At 67.1% G+C, this 17,905-nt stretch carries 15 protein-coding genes; 7 read left to right on the forward strand and 8 right to left on the reverse strand.

The genetic code is table 11. The annotated features are described in order from the left end of the window. Positions 1-65: 65 nt before the first annotated feature. From ABIB26_RS12360 to ABIB26_RS12375, 4 genes are read right to left on the reverse strand one after another with little or no spacing between them, the layout of a single operon-like run. Positions 66-830, reverse strand: coding sequence for an SDR family oxidoreductase (locus tag ABIB26_RS12360; protein ID WP_354243252.1), 765 nt, complete (start codon positions 828-830; stop codon positions 66-68). Further along, complete coding sequence (locus tag ABIB26_RS12365) at positions 827-1,726, reverse strand: amidohydrolase family protein (RefSeq protein WP_354243254.1); 900 nt, start codon at positions 1,724-1,726, stop codon at positions 827-829. The genes ABIB26_RS12360 and ABIB26_RS12365 overlap by 4 nt, the downstream gene beginning before the upstream one ends. A 26-nt stretch (positions 1,727-1,752) precedes the next feature. Continuing rightward, on the reverse strand, positions 1,753-3,741 hold the full coding sequence (locus tag ABIB26_RS12370; RefSeq protein ID WP_354243256.1) for an acetoacetate--CoA ligase: 1,989 nt from the start codon (positions 3,739-3,741) through the stop codon (positions 1,753-1,755). Positions 3,742-3,788: 47 nt separating this feature from the next. Continuing rightward, positions 3,789-5,138, reverse strand: coding sequence for an MFS transporter (locus ABIB26_RS12375; protein ID WP_354243259.1), 1,350 nt, complete (start codon positions 5,136-5,138; stop codon positions 3,789-3,791). A gap of 202 nt (positions 5,139-5,340) precedes the next feature. Here ABIB26_RS12375 and ABIB26_RS12380 point away from each other — a divergent pair, with 202 nt between their 5' ends. Next, positions 5,341-6,120, forward strand: coding sequence for an IclR family transcriptional regulator (locus ABIB26_RS12380; RefSeq protein ID WP_354243262.1), 780 nt, complete (start codon positions 5,341-5,343; stop codon positions 6,118-6,120). A gap of 98 nt (positions 6,121-6,218) precedes the next feature. On the opposite strand, the gene ABIB26_RS12385 is transcribed toward ABIB26_RS12380, so the two are convergent. Beyond that, positions 6,219-8,225 carry a vWA domain-containing protein gene (locus tag ABIB26_RS12385; RefSeq protein WP_354243265.1) on the reverse strand — a complete coding sequence of 669 codons (2,007 nt, stop codon included), beginning with the start codon at positions 8,223-8,225 and terminating at the stop codon, positions 6,219-6,221. Between the two features lie 43 nt (positions 8,226-8,268). Then, positions 8,269-9,657, reverse strand: coding sequence for a sigma 54-interacting transcriptional regulator (locus ABIB26_RS12390; RefSeq protein ID WP_354243267.1), 1,389 nt, complete (start codon positions 9,655-9,657; stop codon positions 8,269-8,271). Between the two features lie 87 nt (positions 9,658-9,744). Here ABIB26_RS12390 and ABIB26_RS12395 point away from each other — a divergent pair, with 87 nt between their 5' ends. Continuing rightward, the gene (locus ABIB26_RS12395; protein WP_354243320.1) at positions 9,745-10,422 is read left to right on the forward strand and encodes an MSMEG_4193 family putative phosphomutase; all 678 of its coding nucleotides are present in this window, start codon (positions 9,745-9,747) and stop codon (positions 10,420-10,422) included. Positions 10,423-10,435: 13 nt separating this feature from the next. Continuing rightward, positions 10,436-11,137 carry an SCO1664 family protein gene (locus ABIB26_RS12400; protein ID WP_354243270.1) on the forward strand — a complete coding sequence of 234 codons (702 nt, stop codon included), beginning with the start codon at positions 10,436-10,438 and terminating at the stop codon, positions 11,135-11,137. Between the two features lie 95 nt (positions 11,138-11,232). On the opposite strand, the gene ABIB26_RS12405 is transcribed toward ABIB26_RS12400, so the two are convergent. Further along, positions 11,233-12,489 carry an FAD-dependent oxidoreductase gene (locus tag ABIB26_RS12405; RefSeq protein WP_354243272.1) on the reverse strand — a complete coding sequence of 419 codons (1,257 nt, stop codon included), beginning with the start codon at positions 12,487-12,489 and terminating at the stop codon, positions 11,233-11,235. Further along, complete coding sequence (locus ABIB26_RS12410) at positions 12,482-13,876, reverse strand: MFS transporter (protein ID WP_354243274.1); 1,395 nt, start codon at positions 13,874-13,876, stop codon at positions 12,482-12,484. Before ABIB26_RS12410 ends, ABIB26_RS12405 begins: the two co-directional genes overlap by 8 nt. 48 nt (positions 13,877-13,924) lie before the next feature. Between ABIB26_RS12410 and ABIB26_RS12415 the strand changes: the two genes are divergently transcribed. The 4 genes from ABIB26_RS12415 to ABIB26_RS12430 all read left to right on the forward strand — a co-directional run bounded on the left by ABIB26_RS12415 (position 13,925) and on the right by ABIB26_RS12430 (position 17,617). Further along, entirely contained in the window at positions 13,925-14,746 is an 822-nt protein-coding gene (locus ABIB26_RS12415; RefSeq protein ID WP_354243276.1) for an IclR family transcriptional regulator, read from the forward strand. Positions 14,747-14,888: 142 nt separating this feature from the next. Further along, on the forward strand, positions 14,889-16,028 hold the full coding sequence (locus ABIB26_RS12420) for a cupin domain-containing protein (RefSeq protein WP_354243279.1): 1,140 nt from the start codon (positions 14,889-14,891) through the stop codon (positions 16,026-16,028). Beyond that, a complete protein-coding gene (locus ABIB26_RS12425; RefSeq protein WP_354243282.1) occupies positions 16,029-16,865 on the forward strand; it encodes a fumarylacetoacetate hydrolase family protein in 837 nt (278 codons plus the stop codon). It abuts the gene before it with no gap. Next, entirely contained in the window at positions 16,865-17,617 is a 753-nt protein-coding gene (locus tag ABIB26_RS12430) for a maleylpyruvate isomerase family mycothiol-dependent enzyme (protein WP_354243284.1), read from the forward strand. The genes ABIB26_RS12425 and ABIB26_RS12430 overlap by 1 nt, the downstream gene beginning before the upstream one ends. The last annotated feature ends 288 nt before the right edge of the window (positions 17,618-17,905 follow it).

The following is a 17,905-nucleotide window of genomic DNA, read 5'->3' on the forward strand; positions in this document are numbered from 1 at the left end:
AATTGCAGAGGGCACGCGTCGCTCAGCCGTTCCCGGGCCGGCACCCGGCCCGGGAACGGCAGCTATTACGACGCGGCCTTGGAATCCCCGTCGATGGGAAGCATCTGGCCTGAAATGGAGCGGCCGTGCGGACCGGTGAGGAACAGCACCAGGGCTGCGATGTCGGCCGGGTCCACAAGCCTTTTCACCGATTGGAGAGCCAGCGCATCCTCCAGCTCCTCGTCCACTGTCCGGCCGGACAATTCGGCCCTGCCGGCAATCACGTTTTGGAAGCGGGGGCCGTCCACGGCCCCGGGATGGACGGAGTTAGCGGTGATTCCGTATTGCCCCAGCTCGAGGGCCAGGGTCTTGGTGAAGCCTACGAGCCCCCATTTGGTGGTCGAGTACGCGGCCCGGTTGGGGTAGCCGAACCTGCCGGCGAGCGAGGACATGACAACGATGGAACCGGCGGCGGATTCCTTGAGCAACGGAATGGCCTGCTGCGTGACGTTGAAGGTGCCGTTGAGGTTCACGGAGATCACGCTGTCCCAGGCATCCGCGGGGAAATTCTCCACCGGGGCCGTGGGGCCGGAGATACCGGCGTTGTTGATGAGCACATCCAGCCCGCCAAGATGTTCCTTGACATCGGAGATGATGCGGGTGAAGTCGGTGGCCTTGCTGATGTCACCGGCGGTGCCGCTGACGCCGTCGTACTCCGCCGTGATCCGGCGGAGAGCTTCGGCATCCATGTCCGCGATGTGCACCCGGGCGCCGGCGTCGACGTAGGCCTGGGCAATCGCGCGGCCGATCCCTCCGGCACCGGCGGTGATGAGCACGCGCTGTGCAGTCATGACTGGTTTCCTTCCATCGTGGTGGCTTCTGCGCCGATGAGGCCGAGCACCCGGAGGGCGTTCTCGCGCATGATGAGCGGACGGACCTCAGGCTTGATGGACAGTTTTTCAAAGTCCGCGATCCAGCGGTCCGGCGGAATCATCGGATAGTCGGAGCCGAAGAGCACCTTGGTGCGCAGCAGCGTGTTGGCGTACTGCACCAGCTGCGGCGGGAAATACTTCGGGGACCAGCCGGAGAGGTCGATGTACACGTTGGTGTGGCGGGCCGCGACCGCCAGGGCCTCGTCCTGCCACGGGAACGAGGGGTGGGCCATGATGAATTTCAGGTCCGGGAAGTCCACCGCCACATCGTCCAGGACGATCGGATTGGAGTACTTGAGGCGGATTCCGCCCGAGCCCGGCATGCCGGAGCCGATCCCGCTTTGCCCGGTGTGGAAAAGCGCCGGAACACCCAGTTGCTCGATCGCTTCATAGAGCGGATAGGCGTGGGGATCATTCGGGAAGAAGCCCTGCAGGTTGGGGTGGAATTTGAACCCCCTGACGCCGAACTCCTGCACCAGGATTTTCGCTTCCTTGATGCCCTCGGCGCCGCGTGCGGGGTTGATGCTGGCGAACGGGATCAGCACGTCCGCATGCTCGGCGGCCTGGCGGGCGATCTCCCGGTTGGCGATCGGCGCGTGTCCGGTCACGGACTCATGGTCCACCGTGAAGACGACGGCGGCCATGTTGCGTTCGCGGTAGTGCGCGGCCACGCTTTCCACGCTCAGGGGCTCATGCGAGGTCCCGAAGTGCTTGCGGGCAGCCTCGCGGAAGTCCTCGGGCATGTCGGTGTGGCCGTGGCCGTCCGATTCGATATGCACGTGCATATCGACGGCGACGAGGTCTGCAGTATTCATGGTGGCATTCACATTCCTGGTCGTGTTCACGCGGCAAATGCCTCTTTGATGATCCGGACGGTATCTTCGACGTCGTCGGGCTTCACGAGCACTCCCGGGTCCAGGACATCGCCCATGACGGCGCCCTGGATGACGCGCTTGAGGGGAATTTCCAGCCGCTTTCCGGAAGGGTTGCGGGGAATGCTTGGAACGAAAACGACGTCGTCGGGTACGTGCCGCGGTGACAGTTCCGTTCGCAGTGCGCGGCGGACCGCCGATTCCAGCTGGTCAGTGTCGGCCCCTTCCTGCGCTTCGATGAGCAGGACCAGCCGGCCCATACCGCCAGCGGGATCCTCAAAGTGCAGGACCATGCTGTCATTGACCTCGGCCAAGCCGTCGAGCACCGCATAGAACTCAGCCGTGCCCAGGCGGACGCCGCCCCGGTTCAGCGTGGCATCGGACCGGCCCGAGATCACCCAGGTTCCGCGCTCGGTCTCGATCAGCCAGTCCCCGTGCCGCCAGACGCCCTCGTAGGCGCCGAAGTAGCTGTTCGTGTACCGCTCATGGTCCGCGTCCCCCCAAAAGAACACCGGCATCGACGGCATCGGCTTGGTGGCCACAAGCTCCCCTGCCTTGCCGTGCAGGGGGCGCCCCGCCGGGTCCCACGATTCAACTGCGACACCCAGCGGCCGGCAAGCCATCTCACCGGCGTAGACGCCGGTGAGCGGGCTGGCGCCCAGGAAAGCGGCACAAATATCAGTACCTCCGGAGGTGGGGGCCAGCACCACATCGGAACTGACGTCGTCGTACACCCAGCCGGCGACGTCCGCCGCGAGCGGGGAGCCCGAGCACTGGATCTCCCGCAGCCGGCTCAGGTCCCACTTGGTGCGGGGCGTGAGCCCGGCGTGGGCGCAGGCCGCCAGATAGGCCGAGCCCGTGCCCAGGTAGGTGGCCCCGGTTTCGGCTGCCACGGCCCACTGGGACCATTCGCCGTCCAGCGAGGGCCAATTCGGATCGCCGTCCATCAGAACCACCGCCGCGCCCGTCAGCAGCGTGGAGACCCCCAGCGTCCACACCATCCAGCCCGTGGTGGAGAACCAGAACGCGGTATCGTCCGGGCCCATGTCGAAGTGCAGGCCCATGGCTTTGAAGTGTTCCAGCAGCAGGCCGCCGTGGGAGTGCACGATCGCCTTGGGCTTGCCGGTGGTTCCGGAGGAGAAGAGCACCGTGAGCGGGTGCGCGAAGGGCACTGGTTCACAGCGGATTTCCCCGGGCTCACGGGTGAAGTCCTGGTAGGAAATGGCGCCGGCCGGAATGTCACAGTCCTGATTGAGGTACGGCAGGAGCACCACGGGCACGTCCGGGAGCTGTGCGCGGATCCGGGCGAGGTCGTCGGCCCGGGAGAGGTCTTTCCTGCCCCAGCGGTAACCGTCAATGGCGAGGATCAGGGAAGGTTCCAGCTGGCTGATCCGGTCCAGGACCGATTTGGGGCCCATCTCCGGAGGGACCGAGCACCAGATGGCACCCAGCGCGGCCGTTGCCAGGTAGGCCGCCATCGTCTGGGGGATGTTGGACAGATAGCCGGCCACGCGGTCCCCCGCGGTGATGCCCATTCGGATCAGGCCCTGCTGGATGCGGCCGATTTCCTCCAGCAGGCGTTCGCCTGTCCACTCGGAGCTGCCGTTGGTCTGGCTGCGGGACTTGACCATGACCTCGTCGCGGCGGCGGCCGACAGCGCGGACGATGTGTTCGGTGTAGTTGATCGTTGCGCCGGGGAACCAGTCAGCGCCGGGCATCTTCTGCTCGCGCAGCACTGCTTCATACGGGGTGTGCGTGATGATCTCGAAGTGCTCCCAGACGGCCCCCCAGAACTCCTCGAGGTTATCCACCGACCATTTCCAGGCGTCGTCGTAGCTGGCGAACTGCCGGCCCGTCTTCTGCTCGATTTCCTGCAGGAAGACGCCCATGCGGTACTCAGACCAGTCCTCCCTGGCGGAGGCGGCTCGGAGCAGGGTGCCGGTTTCAATAGAACGCATGAGGTTTTCCTTCGGGGTGTTTCTTCGGCGGGGGACGATTTTGCTGCTCAGACAGCTGTGCTGGGTGCGACGGCGGCATCGGCAAGCGCTGGTGGCTGCGTGCGCTTGAGGGAGATGCCCAGCGCTACGATGCACACGGCGGACGCGGCCAGCGGGATGGCGAAGAGGAAGAAGATCCTCTCCGGCTGCCACCCGCCGGAGATCAGGTAACCCACGAGGATCGGGGCGACGATGGAGACCAGGCGGCCGAGGCCGATCATCCAGCCGATGCCGGTGGCGCGTGCCCGGGCGGTGTAGATGTCCGGTGCGACGGCGTAGAAGCCGGCGATTCCGGCGGTGGTCAGGATGCCCAGGAACAGGGCGACGACGATGGCGACGTTGATCTGGCTGAACACCAGACCGAACAGCAGGTAGGCTGCGGCAGCGGCACCCAGCGCCCAGACCAGCAGCGGCCGGCTGCGGAATTTGATGGCCAGCGCGCTGAAGATGAAGCAGCCGATGATGCCGCCGGCGTTGGCGATCACGCCGATGGTCACGCCGAGGGAGTCGTTGCCTGAGGCCGCCGCGACGATCTTCGGCGTCCAGGTGTTCGCGAAGTAGTAGGCCGCGACGAGGCAGGCGTAGCCGATCCACAGGGCAAGGGTCCGGAAGCGGGTGGGTCGGCTCAGGATCTCGGCCACGGCGCTCTGCTGGCGGACAGCCGCCGGGAGGGCCGGGAGTTCGTCCAGTGCCGGGCGGCCGATCTTGGCCAGGATGCCGTTGATCCTCGGCAGAGCCCCCGCCGGGCGGCGGGTCAGGAGGTAGTCGAGGGACTCGGGCAGGAAGCGCCAGGAGATGAGCAGCATCAGCACCGTCAGGGCGGCGCCCACGATGAACACCGAATGCCAGCCGTATAGCGGGATCAGCGGCCCGGCCACCAGGCCGCCGACGGTGGCGCCGATCGGATAGCCGGCGGCATAGATGCCGATGATGGTGCCGCGCCGTTTGTCCGAGGCGTACTCGGAGACCAGCACGTTCAGGTTGGCCATCATGCCGCCCACGCCCAGGCCGGTGACGATCCGGAAGGCCATCAGCTGCATCGCGTCCGCGGCGAAGACCGAGAGGACCATGCCGATGCTGATGATGACCAGGGAAATCAGCGCGAGCTTCCGGCGGCCGATCCTGTCCGCGAGCGGGGTCAGGAAGATCGATCCCGCTGCCATGCCGAAGAGGCTGGCGCTGAGCAGGAAGCCCAGGGTGACCGGGTCCAGTCCCCAGGCCCTCGACAGGCTCGGGGCGGCGTAGGCCATCACGGCCACATCGAATCCGTCAATGAGGATGAGTGTCAGTGCGATCACTATGGCAATCACCTGGAAGCGGGTCATCCGCGACTGCCGGATTTGAGTTAAGACGTCCATGTCCACTTTCTTGATGCGTAAAGTTCATTGCCCTATGCAGTGAGCGTAGTCACACTCCTTCGCCAGCGTCCACAAATCCGTTTCAGATTTCGGCTAGCGAAATTAGCTTTTCGGCGTCTTAGGCGCCCAGCCGCAATGGAACCAAGAAGATTGGACCGCGCTCTCTCTAGCCGCACGCTTCACAGTATGCCAAGATTCTGCTATGCGAAATACCGATAGCCCCTCGAAGCTCGAATCCGTGGACCGCGCACTCCAGCTGCTCATCATCCTGCGCAGCGGGGAGGTGATGAGCGTCAAGTCGGCTGGCGAACGCCTGGGGGTGGCGCCGTCGACTGCCCACAGGCTGCTCGGCGCACTGGTCGCCAGGGATTTTGCTGTGCAGGACCGGGAACGGCGATACCGCGCTGGGTCCCAGCTGGTCCCGCACGGCGAGAGTCACTTCTCGGTGAACCAGTTGCGGCAGGTCGCCCGTCCTGCACTGCAGAAGCTCTATGGAGACGTCCACGACACTGTCCAACTCATGGTGCTGACGGGCCCCCATATCCGTTTCATCGACGGCATCGAGTCGGAGGCAGTACTCCATGTGAAAGCCAGGATGGGGGATCTCATGCCGGCCTACTGCTCCGCCGGGGGCAAGGCGATTCTGGCCGAACTCGGCAACGTCGAGCTGGAGCAGATCTACCGCGGCGGCCTGACTCCATGGCCCACCGCCAGGATCCACACCCTGCCCACGCTCAAGCGGCAGCTGGCGGCAGTCCGCAAGGCAGGCTACGCAGCGAATACGGAAGAGACAGAGCAAGGCGTGAGCGGCCTGGGTGTCTGCATCAGGGACGCTACCGGAAAGCCTGTTGCTGCGTACACGACGGCCATCCCCACGGCGAGATACAAGAAGACCATGGTGCTGGATCACGTCAGGGCGCTAAAGGAAGCCGCGTCCACGACCGAGAGCGGGCTGCTGGCGGGGGCGGCCGACAGCCACTGAATTGCGTACAGCGGAATCTCAGCAAATTGCTTTGCGGACAGCGGGATGCCTCCCTGCGGTGGGGGATTCGGTGACCGCCGGCGGGCTGCCCGTCCCGCTTACGAAGCCCAGTCGGCGTCGTCGTATGGGCGGCCGCGGAAATGAGCGCGGAGATACTCCCCCACAACGGCAGCCCCCAGATCCCCGGCCTCGGACGCGACCACCCGGCCGTCGATTCGGCGGGCCATACGCTGGACGAACCGCTCGAGCCCTGGGTCATCGCCGAGCCGGAAGAACGTGGCTTGTGTGCCGGCACGCCCAAGGCGGTCGAGCTCGGCGACCGTGACGCGGATGGTCTCCGTGTCGGGCGGCCAGGAGAACCACGACTCGCCGTCGGCCAGCAAGTGCGCGGTGGGTTCGCCGTCGGTCACCACGAGGAGGACAGGCTGCATCGACGGGTGCTGGCGGAAGAAGCGATTCGCCAGCAGCAAGCCGTGATGCAGATTGGTTCCCTGTTCCTGCAGAGCCGGCAGGGCAGTGAGCTCGCCGATGTCCATGGCCTGCGCGTAGCGGCCGAACGTGATCAGCTGCAGCCGGTCCCCGCGGAAGCGGGTGGAGACGAGGTGGTGCAGGGCGAGTGCGGTGCGTTTCATCGGCACCCACCGGCCCTCGGCGGCCATCGAGAACGACACATCGACGAGCAGGGCGACGGCGGCCTGGGTGCGCGCCTCCGTCTCCGTCACCTCGATGTCGCCCACACCGAGGCGGACTCCGCGGCTCGGATCACCGCCGTCGGCAATCGTCCGGCGGATCGCGTTGGTGATGGTGCGTGTGACGTCCCACGGCTCGGCATCGCCGAACACCCACTGACGGCTGGAGCCGGTCTGCTCGCCGGCCGCCCCGGCGACGCGTGTGTCGCGGTGCCCTTGCCGGCCGGACAGTTGCTTGGCGGTGTCCCGCAACAGTGACCGGCCGAGCCGTCGCATAGCCTGCGGGGACAATTTGAGGTTGTTGTCGGCACCGCGCCGCAGGTAGCCGCCGTCCTGCATGGCCCGCTCGATCTCCCCGAGGGTGCGGGCCGTCACGGCGGCACTCTGCCCGAGTTGGCGGGCGAGGGCATCCAGATCCAGGTCGTCCAGGCGTGAGCCGTTATAGGACTGGGAGAGCTGTTCGGCCAGTTCGTCGAGTTCGGCGAGGTCCTGGAGCATGCCGGTGCCGTCGCCTAGCCCGAGTCCTTCCTGACCCTCGAAGCGTTCGGAGCCCGTCCAGTCCTCGCCGGGACGCAAGGCGCGCAGGCTGGAGTCGAGTTGATTGAGCTGGGCCATGAGCTCGGGCGAGCCGAACGCCTGGGCGGACAGATGCATCAGCTCATCGCGCTGCTCCTGGGACATGGATTGCAGGAGCCGCTGGGCCGCCGCCGCGCGCTGGGCGAGGGCGTCGATCAGCTCCTCGACTGATTGAGGATTCTCTGGAAAGAAGCGGCCGTGCCGCGACATGAACCCCTGAAAGTCCGCGTCGGTGTCTTCGCCGCGCCGGTGTTTTCCGAGTAGCTCGTTGAGATCGCGCAGCATCTCGCTCACTGCCGCGCGGTCCTCCTCAGTGGCGTTCTCGAGCGCCTGTTTCATGCCGGCGAACCTCTGGTCGAGGACCTCACGGCCCAGCAGATCCTTGATCCGCTCATAGGCCTCCCGTGCGCTGCTTGATTGCCAGTCATAGGAGGCGAGTTCGTTGACCGCTGCCGCTGTGGACGAGGGCAGGTTCTGCAGCTGCATCTCCCGGAATGCGCGGTCGGTGTTGTCCATCATGGCGTCGCGGGCGAGCTGTTTGCGCTCCTCCAGCACGGCAGTATCGAGCAGCTTCCGGACCTCGCTGAGGGTGCCGTCCAGCCGGTGGCGGCTCAGCAGTTCACTCCGGCGCTGTTGAACGCGGCCGGCGAGGTGGTCGAGCCCTTCATGGTTGCGGCCGCCGCGCCGCAGGAACTCCTGCAGGGCGTGCCGCGGCGAGTAGCCGGCCATCACGTCCTCGGCGATCGCGTCGAGCGCCTCGGCCAGGTCCACCGGCGGGGCAAGCGGATCGGGTCCTCCCCTGTACCGGCCGTACCTGGAGGAGCGGTTGTGAACGCCCATGATTCCGCCTATCCCTGTTCCTATTTTCCAGCCGAGGTCATTCCTAGCCGTAGATCGTCTCCTCGTCGTCGGACTCCTTGGAGATCCGCCGGGCGAGGTAGAGACCCTCCAATGCAAGTTCGATGGCGGCGGCGCGCTGCCCGTCGTTTTTGGCGGCCAGGCGCCCGCTGATCTCGTCGTAAAGGCCGGATCCGTCAAGAGACGGGAGGTTTTCGAGGAACTCCCGCGCGGTGACCTGTTCTCCTGTGGTCACGGTCCTGTGGCCGTCGAGCGCCGCCACGAGTGGACCGAGGTCCAGGCCATGGAAGTGCGCCCGCACTGCTTCGGCAGTAGCCATGCGCAGGAGGTGATCGAGGACGGATTGTTCGCGCCCTTCTTCGCCCGATTCGAACTCAATCTTGCCCGTGAGGACTTCGACCGCAGCCGCCAGGTCAACGATGCGCGCCACTGCCTGGTCCTCCCCGCGCATGCTGGCCCGGCGCAGGGCCGCAGCGGCGACGGTTTCGGCGCCTGCGATGGCGAAACGCGCCGAAACTCCGGAGGTCTGGTTGATAGCCGGGGATTGCCGCAGCGCGCGGGTGTAGCGGGCCAGGATCTCGAGGATGACGGGCGGGACGTCGGCGACCAGCCGCCCCTCCTGATGGATGACTGCGACCTCGTCATCGAGCTCTATCGGATAGTGCGTGCGGATCTCGGCGCCGAAGCGGTCCTTCAGAGGCGTGATGATCCTGCCGCGGTTGGTGTAGTCCTCCGGGTTGGCGGACGCGACGACGAGCACGTCCAGCGGCAGCCGCAGCACGTAGCCGCGGATCTGGATATCGCGCTCCTCCATCACGTTGAGCATTGCGACCTGGATCCGCTCGGCGAGGTCGGGCAGTTCGTTGATGGCGATGATCCCGCGGTTGGAGCGCGGGACGAGACCGTAGTGGATGGTTTCCGGGTCCCCGAGCCGGCGGCCCTCGGCCACCCGCATGGGGTCGACGTCGCCGATGAGGTCGGCAACGGAGGTGTCCGGGGTGGCGAGCTTCTCGACGTAACGTTCCGAGCGATGCCGCCACGACACACGCAGCCGGTCACCTTCGGTGAGCACACGGGCGCGGGAGTGCTCCGTGATCGGTTCGTACGGGTGTTCGTTCAGCTCCGATCCCTCGATGACCGGCGACCACTCGTCGAGCAGCCCCGCCAGGGTCCGCAGAAGCCGCGTCTTGCCCTGTCCGCGCTCGCCGAGCAGGACGACGTCGTGGCCGGCGATCAAAGCACGCTCCAACTGCGGAAGGACGGTCCGGCCGAAACCAAACATCCCAGGCCACGGATCGCCGCCGGCGGCGAGCGCGGCGAGCAGGTTGCCGCGGACCTCGTGGCGCAGGTCCTTGTAGACATGGCCGGCCGCACGCAATTCGCCAACAGTGAAGATATCGGGACGATCACTCACCCCTCCACGGTAGTCCTCGAGTGTGCGGCGAATCGAGGGAAATTCTCAATATTCCTGCACATGAGCCCGGTGAACGGAATACGCTGGATGCTGATGACTGCAGCAACGCCGTCGGCACCCCCGGCACCACCCCCGGCACCCCAAGCCACGCTCCTCCTTCTGGTGCGCCACGGGGAGACACCCACCACGGGCAGGGTGCTGCCGGGGCGGGCCCCGGGACTGCACCTGTCCGGCCGGGGCCGGGCCCAGGCTGAGCGGGTCGCGGAACGGCTCGCGGGTCTTCCCGTCGATGTCATCTACTCCTCTCCGCTGGAGCGCACCCGCGAGACTGCAGAGCCCACGGCAACCTGTACCGGGCTCGAGGTGAAGGAGAACGCCGGCCTGATTGAGTGTGACGTCGGCGAGTGGACCGGAGCCGCGCTCGCCGACCTGGCGGCCCTGCAGCAGTGGCAGGCCGTGCAGCACAGCCCGTCGGCCTTCCGCTTCCCGGACGGGGAGAGCTTCGCGGCGATGCAGGCTCGGATCGTCGGAGCGCTCGAGAAACTGTGCGCCGCGCACGCCGGGGGCGTCGTCGTGTGCTTCTCCCACGCCGATCCGATCAAGGCCGCCGTCGCCCACGCCCTGGGTACGCATCTGGACCACTTCCAGCGGATCGTCATCAGCCCGGGCTCGGTCTCGGCCATCTCGTATGTGGAGGGTCAGGCGCCCGCCGTGCTCATGGTGAACGCAACCCTGGAACCGTTGAGTGGACTGAGGGAGTCGTGAAAAGGGACGGACAGTGGCCGAACGGGAGTTGACACTGCTTGTCGAGGGCCGCGTCGAACTGCGCGGCCGCATCCCGCGCGGCAGCAACGCGGCGTTCCTCGTTCACGTTTCTTGCGGGGACGATTCGGTGTACGCGGTCTACAAGCCGGAGGCCGGGGAACGGCCGCTGTTCGACTTCGAGCCCGGGCTGTACCGCCGGGAACGCGCGGCATACCTGCTCAGCGAGCATCTGGGATGGGGAATCGTGCCGCCGACGGTTATCCGCGAGGACGCGCCCGCAGGCGTCGGCTCGCTCCAGTGGTTCGTCGAGTGCGACTCCCGTGAGCACTATTTCACCCTGTATGCAGATTCACCCGAGACCCACCGCAGGCTGTTGCAGATCGCCCTGTTCGACTGCGTCGCCAACAACACGGACCGCAAGAGCGGGCACGTGCTCCGCGGCCATGACGGAAGGGTGTGGGGCATCGATCATGGACTGTGCTTCTCGGCAGGCTTCAAACTGCGCACAGTGATCTGGGACTTCGCCGGTGATCCCATCCCCGGGACCCTTCTCGAGGGCATCGCCCCGCTCGCGGACACCGTGCCGCGAGACGTGGCGGAGCTTCTCGACGATGCGGAGGTCACCGCCCTGCAGCGCCGGGTGCGGCGCTTGCTGCACGACGGCGTGCTGCCGGTTGACCGCACCGGCAGGCGTTACCCGTGGCCGCTGGTATAGGTGAGCGGAACGCGCTGCGGACCGGCTCCTTGGCGTAGCCGGTCCGCAGCACATGACGGGTCATCCGACGCCAGGGCTCGGGACCCGCCGCCGGGTCAGGCAGATATACGGTCCGCCAGGCTGGAGTGGGCCGCGCTAGCTGCCGGCACGCCGTCGCCGTCCTGGCCGTACAGCCAGTCGTTGTACTGGAAGTTGTTGTCCTTGCGGCTCTTGAAGAGCAGGTTGCGCAGCGTCCGGGCCAGTCCGGAGACGTGCCAGGATTCGCCCCAGATGCGGGCGGCGCGCTGGACCCGGGCGGTGCGGTCGGCGCGGAGGTTGTTGAATTCCTTGATCGCGTCGTCCCAGGCTGCCGGGTTGACGCCGTCCGGGGTGAACACGGTGCCGTTGCTGACGTCCTGCAGCACGGCTGCGTCCTCGAGCGCCTGGCAGGCGCCCTGGGCGAGGTACTGCAGCATGGGATGGGCGGCGTCGCCCATCAGCACCATCCGGCCGGCGACCCAGTTTTCGATCGGGTCGCGGTCGTACATGGGCCAGCGGATGCCGGTGGCCAGGTTCTTCAGCGCTTCCCGGACGGCCGGGACACAATCCTTGTATGCGGCCTCCAGCTCGTCCACTCCCCCGTACTGCTCTTCGCCGCGTTCGAACGAGGCGGACTTGAAGACGGCCACGGTGTTCAGCAGCTCGCCCTTGCGCAGCGGGTACTGCACGAGGTGGCAGTCCGGTCCGAGGTAGACGATCACGTCGTCGAGGTCGGCCTTGGGCGTGTTTTCGGTGATCGGCACGGTGCCGCGGTAGGCGACGTAGGCCGAGGGGACCGGCTCGTCGCTGGCCACCAGCGGGCGCAAGGTTGACTTGAGCCCGTCGGCGCCGATCACGACGTCGGCCTCGTAGTCCACGCCGGCGGCGGTGTGGGCCACGCCGCGGCCGTTCACGGTCTCAACACTCTCGACCATGACGTCGTTGACGAGCCTGACGCCGGCCGCCTCACAGCCTTCGAGCAGGACCCGGTGCAGGTCGCTGCGGTGGATCACGACGTACGGCGCACCGTAGCGTTCCGCGAATTCCCCGCCGAGGCTCTGGCGGGTGAGCTCCTCGCCGGTGACGGCGTCGCGGAAGACCAGGTGTTTGGGCTGGACGCCGATTTCCAGCGCCTTTTCCAGCAGGCCCCAGCGCTGGAGGACGCGGGAGGCGTTGGGGGCCATCTGCAGCCCCGCGCCGACCTCGCCGAATTCGGGGGCCCGCTCCACGAGGGTGACGTTGGCGCCGTTTTCCCGCAGCGCGAGGGCTCCGGCCAGTCCGGCCATTCCCCCTCCGATGACGAGGACATCGGTGGACGTGGCGTGCTCAGACATTGCTTGCTCCTGTTGGTGAGGGTGAGATTGAGAGTTTTGACTTCAGGTTGAGGCCGACGGCGGCCAGCAGGACCGCGGCGATCGCGGCGGCACCGGCGAAGGCGAGGAAGTTGGAGCTGACGCCCAGCCCGGCGGCCAGCAGGAGGCCGCCTAGCTGGGGTGCGGCGACGGCGCCGATGCGGCCGGTCCCCAGCGCCCAGCCCAGCGCGGTCCCCCGCAGGTGGCCGGGATAGTGGCTCGCGACGGCGGCGATGATGAGGCACTGTGTGCCGTGGGTGCCGACGCCGGCGAGGACCAGCATGAAGTAGACGACGCCGACCGGCGGCCCCGTGACCAGGACCACCAACGCGCCGGCGGCGACGGCGGCCGCGGCGATGGCGGTCGGCACCGGGCCGAAGCGGGTCCCGGCCCAGGCCGTGATCACCGAGCCGGCCACCGCACCCAGGTTGAGGGCCAGGGCGAAGGTCAGTGCGGAACCCAGGTTGTAGCCTGCCAGCTGCATGAGGTTGGGCAGCCAGGTGCCCAACCCGTACCAGGCGAACAGGGTGGCGATCGTCGCCAGGGCGAACAGTACGCTGACCCCCAGGTATGGGGCGCGGAGCAGGGAAGTGAAGCCGGACGGCTTCTTGATCCTGCGGCCGCTGCCGGCCGCCTTGCCGGCTGCATTCCGGGCCGCACTGCCTGCGGCGCAGCCTGTGGCACTGCCAGTGGCACTGCCTCTGGCGCGGACCGGCGCCAGCGTCTCCGGAAGGTATTTGAGTCCCAGCGGGACCACGATCATCAGGGCGAGCACGGCCACGAGGAACATGGACGCCCAGCCGAAGGCGGGGATCAGCTGGATACCGACAAGGGCGGCGATGGATCCGCCGATCGGGACGCCGGACATCATCAGGGTGGCGATGGTGGACCGCCATTTGGTGGGGACCAGTTCGGCAACGAGGGCGTTGGCCGAGGGCACCAGGCCGCCGAGCCCGATGCCGGCGAGGAGCCGCAGGGAGCCGAAGACGGCGGCGTTGGGAGCGAAGGCGCAGAGGATGGTGAAGATCGAGAAGATGATGGCGCAGCCGAGGATGGTGCGGCGGCGGCCCCAGGAGTCGGCCATCCGGCCGGCGAAGATCGCCCCGATCATCATGCCGAGGAAGGCCATGGAGCCGATGGTCCCGGCGGTGGCCTTACTCAGGCCCCAGCCGGTCTCGGAGATCAGGGAGGACTGGACCGTGCCGTAGACGATGAGGTCGTAGCCATCGAAGACCACGAGTAGCCAGCAGACGAGAACTGCGGCGGCCGATCCTCGGGAAAACCGTGACGCAGGCCCATCGGCGGCTGTGGGGGCGGGAGCCCCCGGCAAGGACCGTTGCGGCGCTGCAGCGGAAAGTGTGTGATTCATGCCACTACTGTCGTGGCCGTCGCAAGTGAACCACAATACAATTCTGATGTGCAGAACAAGCCAACGCCCAAATCAGCCCGGAAGCCCGTGCAGAAGCGGCCCACCTATTCCGTCGAGGCAGTCGACAACGCGCTGCAGCTCCTCCAGCTGCTCCGCGACGGTGGGGCGCTGCGGCTCAAGGACGCCGCCGAGGAGCTGGGGGTGGCCCCGTCCACGGCCCACCGCCTCCTGGCGATGCTGGTCTACCGGGGGTTCGCCGTGCAGGATGAAACCCGACGCTATGTGCCCGGTCCGGCAATGGGCGTCGGGCCGGCCGGGCTGAGCTGGACCAGGCTGCTCCGCTCGCTCGCCCAGCCGCACATGGAGCTGCTCTCCGCGCAACTCAACGAGACCGTCAACCTCATGGTGCGGGTGGGTACGAAAGTTCGCTTCCTGGCCACGGTGGAAGGGGACAATGTGTTGCGGGTTGGTGACCGGCAGGGAACGGTGCTGCCAGCCAACAAGACCTCCGGAGGCAAGGCCATGCTCGCCGAACTGGATCCCCACATGATCGGCCAGCTCTTCCGCAGCAACAATGCCGAGATTGGCGCGGACACCATTCCGGCGACGGATTACCCGGCGTTCCTGCGCGAGATTGAGTCCATCCGCAGCAACGGCTTCGCCGCCAATTTCGAAGGCACGGAGGATGGCGTGAGCGCCCTCGGCATGGCCCTGCACAACCGGCACGGGCAGGTGGTGGGCGCGCTCAGCGTCGCCACCCCAGCGACCCGCTTCCGCCGGGTGTTCGACGCCGGACTCGTCCCCGCGCTGCGGGAAACCTGCCGGCAGCTGGAGATCGATATCGCGGCGAATCCGGCCGGGCCGGACTGAGCACCCGGCCGGCCACCCAGCACGGCCGCAGGCAGACCCAGTCAATCAATTCTGACCAGCAGAATATGTTGGGGGTCACACTGCTGCATCCGTAGAGTCGAACCACGCCAAAGAACTGTTCTGACCTACCGAGGAGGCCCACGTGTCCATCAGCGCCGAGAACACGACTCACGAATCAGTGGCCGCGGGGCACACTGCTCCGGAGCCGACGCCCGAAGAGGCTGCCCAGCTGAAAGAGCTGTACCGGGATTTTGACCGCGAGAACCTGATCCCGCTCTGGACCCAGATCGCGGATCTCATGCCGATGGTCCCGACCCCCAAGGCGGTCCCCCACGTCTGGCGGTGGAGCGACCTGTACCCGCTGGCCGCCCGCGCCGGCGATCTGGTTCCCGTGGGCCGGGGCGGCGAACGCCGCGCCATCGCCCTGGCCAACCCGGGCCTGGCTGGGACGCCGTATGCTACGCCGACGCTGTGGGCAGCCATCCAGTACCTCGGTGCCCGCGAGACCGCCCCGGAACACCGCCACTCACAGAACGCCTTCCGCTTCGTCGTCGAGGGCGAAGGCGTCTGGACGGTGGTCAACGGGGACCCGGTGCGGATGTCGCGCGGTGACTTCCTGCTGACCCCGGGCTGGAACTTCCACGGCCACCACAACGACACCGATGAGCCCATGGCCTGGATCGACGGCCTGGACATCCCCTTCGTGCATTACGCCGACGCCGGCTTCTTCGAGTTCGGCACCGAGCGCGTCACGGACGAGGCCACCCCGGACATCTCCCGGGCCGAGCGGCTCTGGGCCCACCCGGGCCTGCGTCCGCTCTCCGGCCTGGATGACACCACCAGCTCCCCCATCGCGGCCTACCGCTGGGAACACACGGACCGGGCACTGCGCGAACAGCTGCTGCTCGAGGACGAAGGCCACCCGGCCACCGTCAGCCAGGGCCACGCCGCCGTCCGCTACACCAACCCCACCACCGGCGGCGACGTCATGCCGACCATCCGGGCCGAATTCCACCGGCTCCGCGCCGGCGCCTCCACCGAGACCCTGCGCGAAGTGGGATCCAGCGTCTGGCAGGTCTTCGAAGGCACCGGCTCCGTGGTCCTCAACGGCGAAACCAGGAACCTGGAGAAGGGCGACCTCTTCGTCGTCCCGTCCTGGGCGGCATGGTCCCTCCAGGCGGACCTGCAGGCGGGGACCGAGTTCGATCTCTTCCGCTTCAGTGACGCCCCCATTTTCGAACGGCTGAACTTCAACCGCACCTACATCGAAGGACGCAAGTAAATGAGACTCCTCACCCTCCGCCTCTCCCAAGGGGACAAAACAGTCACCAAGGCCGTCCGCCAGGACGGCGACACCCTGACCGAGATCGGCGGCTTCGCCGACGTCGGCGAGCTGCTCCGCTCAGCCGGCTGGGAGGCCACCGCCAAGGCGGCCAACGGCGCCACGCACCCGCTCGACGGCGCGGACCTGGACGCCGTCGTCCCCTCCCCCGGCAAGATCATCTGCGTGGGCCACAACTATCGCAACCACATCAAGGAAATGGGCCGGGAAGTCCCCGAGTTCCCCACCCTGTTCGCGAAGTACCAGGAATCCCTGATCGGCCCGAACGATGACCTGGCCCTCCCGCAGGAATCCGACGCCGTCGACTGGGAGGCCGAACTCGCCGTCGTGATCGGCAAGAAGGGCCGCCGGATCAGCGAAGCCGACGCCGCAGACCACATCGCCGGCTACGCCGTGCTCAACGACGTCAGCATGCGGGACTACCAGTTCCGCACCATCCAGTGGCTGCAGGGCAAGACCTGGGAAAAGTCCACCCCGTTCGGTCCGGCGCTGGTCACCAAAGACGAATTCACCGCCGGGCCGCTGATGACTTCGGAGGTCGACGGCGAAGTCCAGCAGCAGACCCCCACCGGCGACGTCGTCTTCACCCCCGAATTCCTGGTCTCCTACATCTCCACCATCATCACGCTGAACCCGGGCGACGTGATCGCCACCGGCACCCCCGGCGGCGTTGGCCACGCCCAGGACCCGAAACGCTACCTGCAGGAGGGCCAGCTCCTGGTCACCACCATCGAGGGACTGGGCCAGCTGAAGAACCGCGTGGTCAAGGAAGCCTGATGGTTGCCCGCAACGACCAGACGACGGACCAGGAGCTGCTCGCGGCTCTGCTGCAGGCGCGGCGCGGAACGGCGTTCTTCGCCCGCAAGCTCAACGAGCTGTCCGACGCGGAGCTCGACGGCGATTCGCTGCTGACGGGCTGGACCCGCCGCCACATCACGGCGCACATCGGCTACAACGCCCGGGCGATCGCGCGGCTGGTCGAATGGGCCGGTACCGGTGTGGAGACGCCCATGTATGCCTCCACCGAGGTCCGCGATCACGAGATCGAGTTCGGCGCCACGCTGAGCCCGATCGCGCTGCGAAACCTGTTCGATCACTCTGCGGTGCACCTGAACGTCGAATGGCGGGACCTGCCGGAGGACGCCTGGCACCACAAAGTGCGGACCATCCAGGGCCGCGAAGTGCCCGCCACGGAAACGGTCTGGATGCGGAGCCGCGAGGTCTGGATGCACGCGGTGGACCTGGCCAACGGCGCCGCCTTCCCGGACATCCCGGTACCGGTACTGGAACGGCTTCTCCGGGATATCACCGGCGCTTGGAAAACCCGCGGCACCGATGAGGGTCTCTTGGTCAAAGTTACGGACCGCGATCTCACGTTCGGGGACTCCACTTCGGCGTCCCCCACGGTGGTATCCGGACCGCTGGCGGCCGTCGTCGAATGGGCCGCAGGCCGTGGCCGTGGCGGCGTCACCGCCACCGGCCCCGGCGCTGCCCTCGGCCAGGTACCGGCAGCACCCAAGTGGATCTGAATCCTGGCTGGGTGCGTGCGTCGGTAGTGCCGGGTGGGCAGACAAGACGGTAATGGGTCTTTGGAACCATTCTGTTAAGTCATGTCCACCTGGCCGCCGCGTTTCCTGCGGTGGTACCGCGGTGGACTGATCATCATTACTGTCGGTGCCACCTGATGTACTGAGTCTATGGAAAGCAGAGCGGCTTGGAGTTCGGAAAGCAGGGCGGCCCTGGCGGCCGTCGCCGCGTCCGCTGCCGTGCTTGCCGCCTTCGCCGGCGCGGACCGCTCTGATCCGCCCGGGGCCGAT

This window comes from Arthrobacter sp. UYEF20, from assembly GCF_040546335.1.
Lineage (GTDB): Bacteria > Actinomycetota > Actinomycetes > Actinomycetales > Micrococcaceae > Arthrobacter.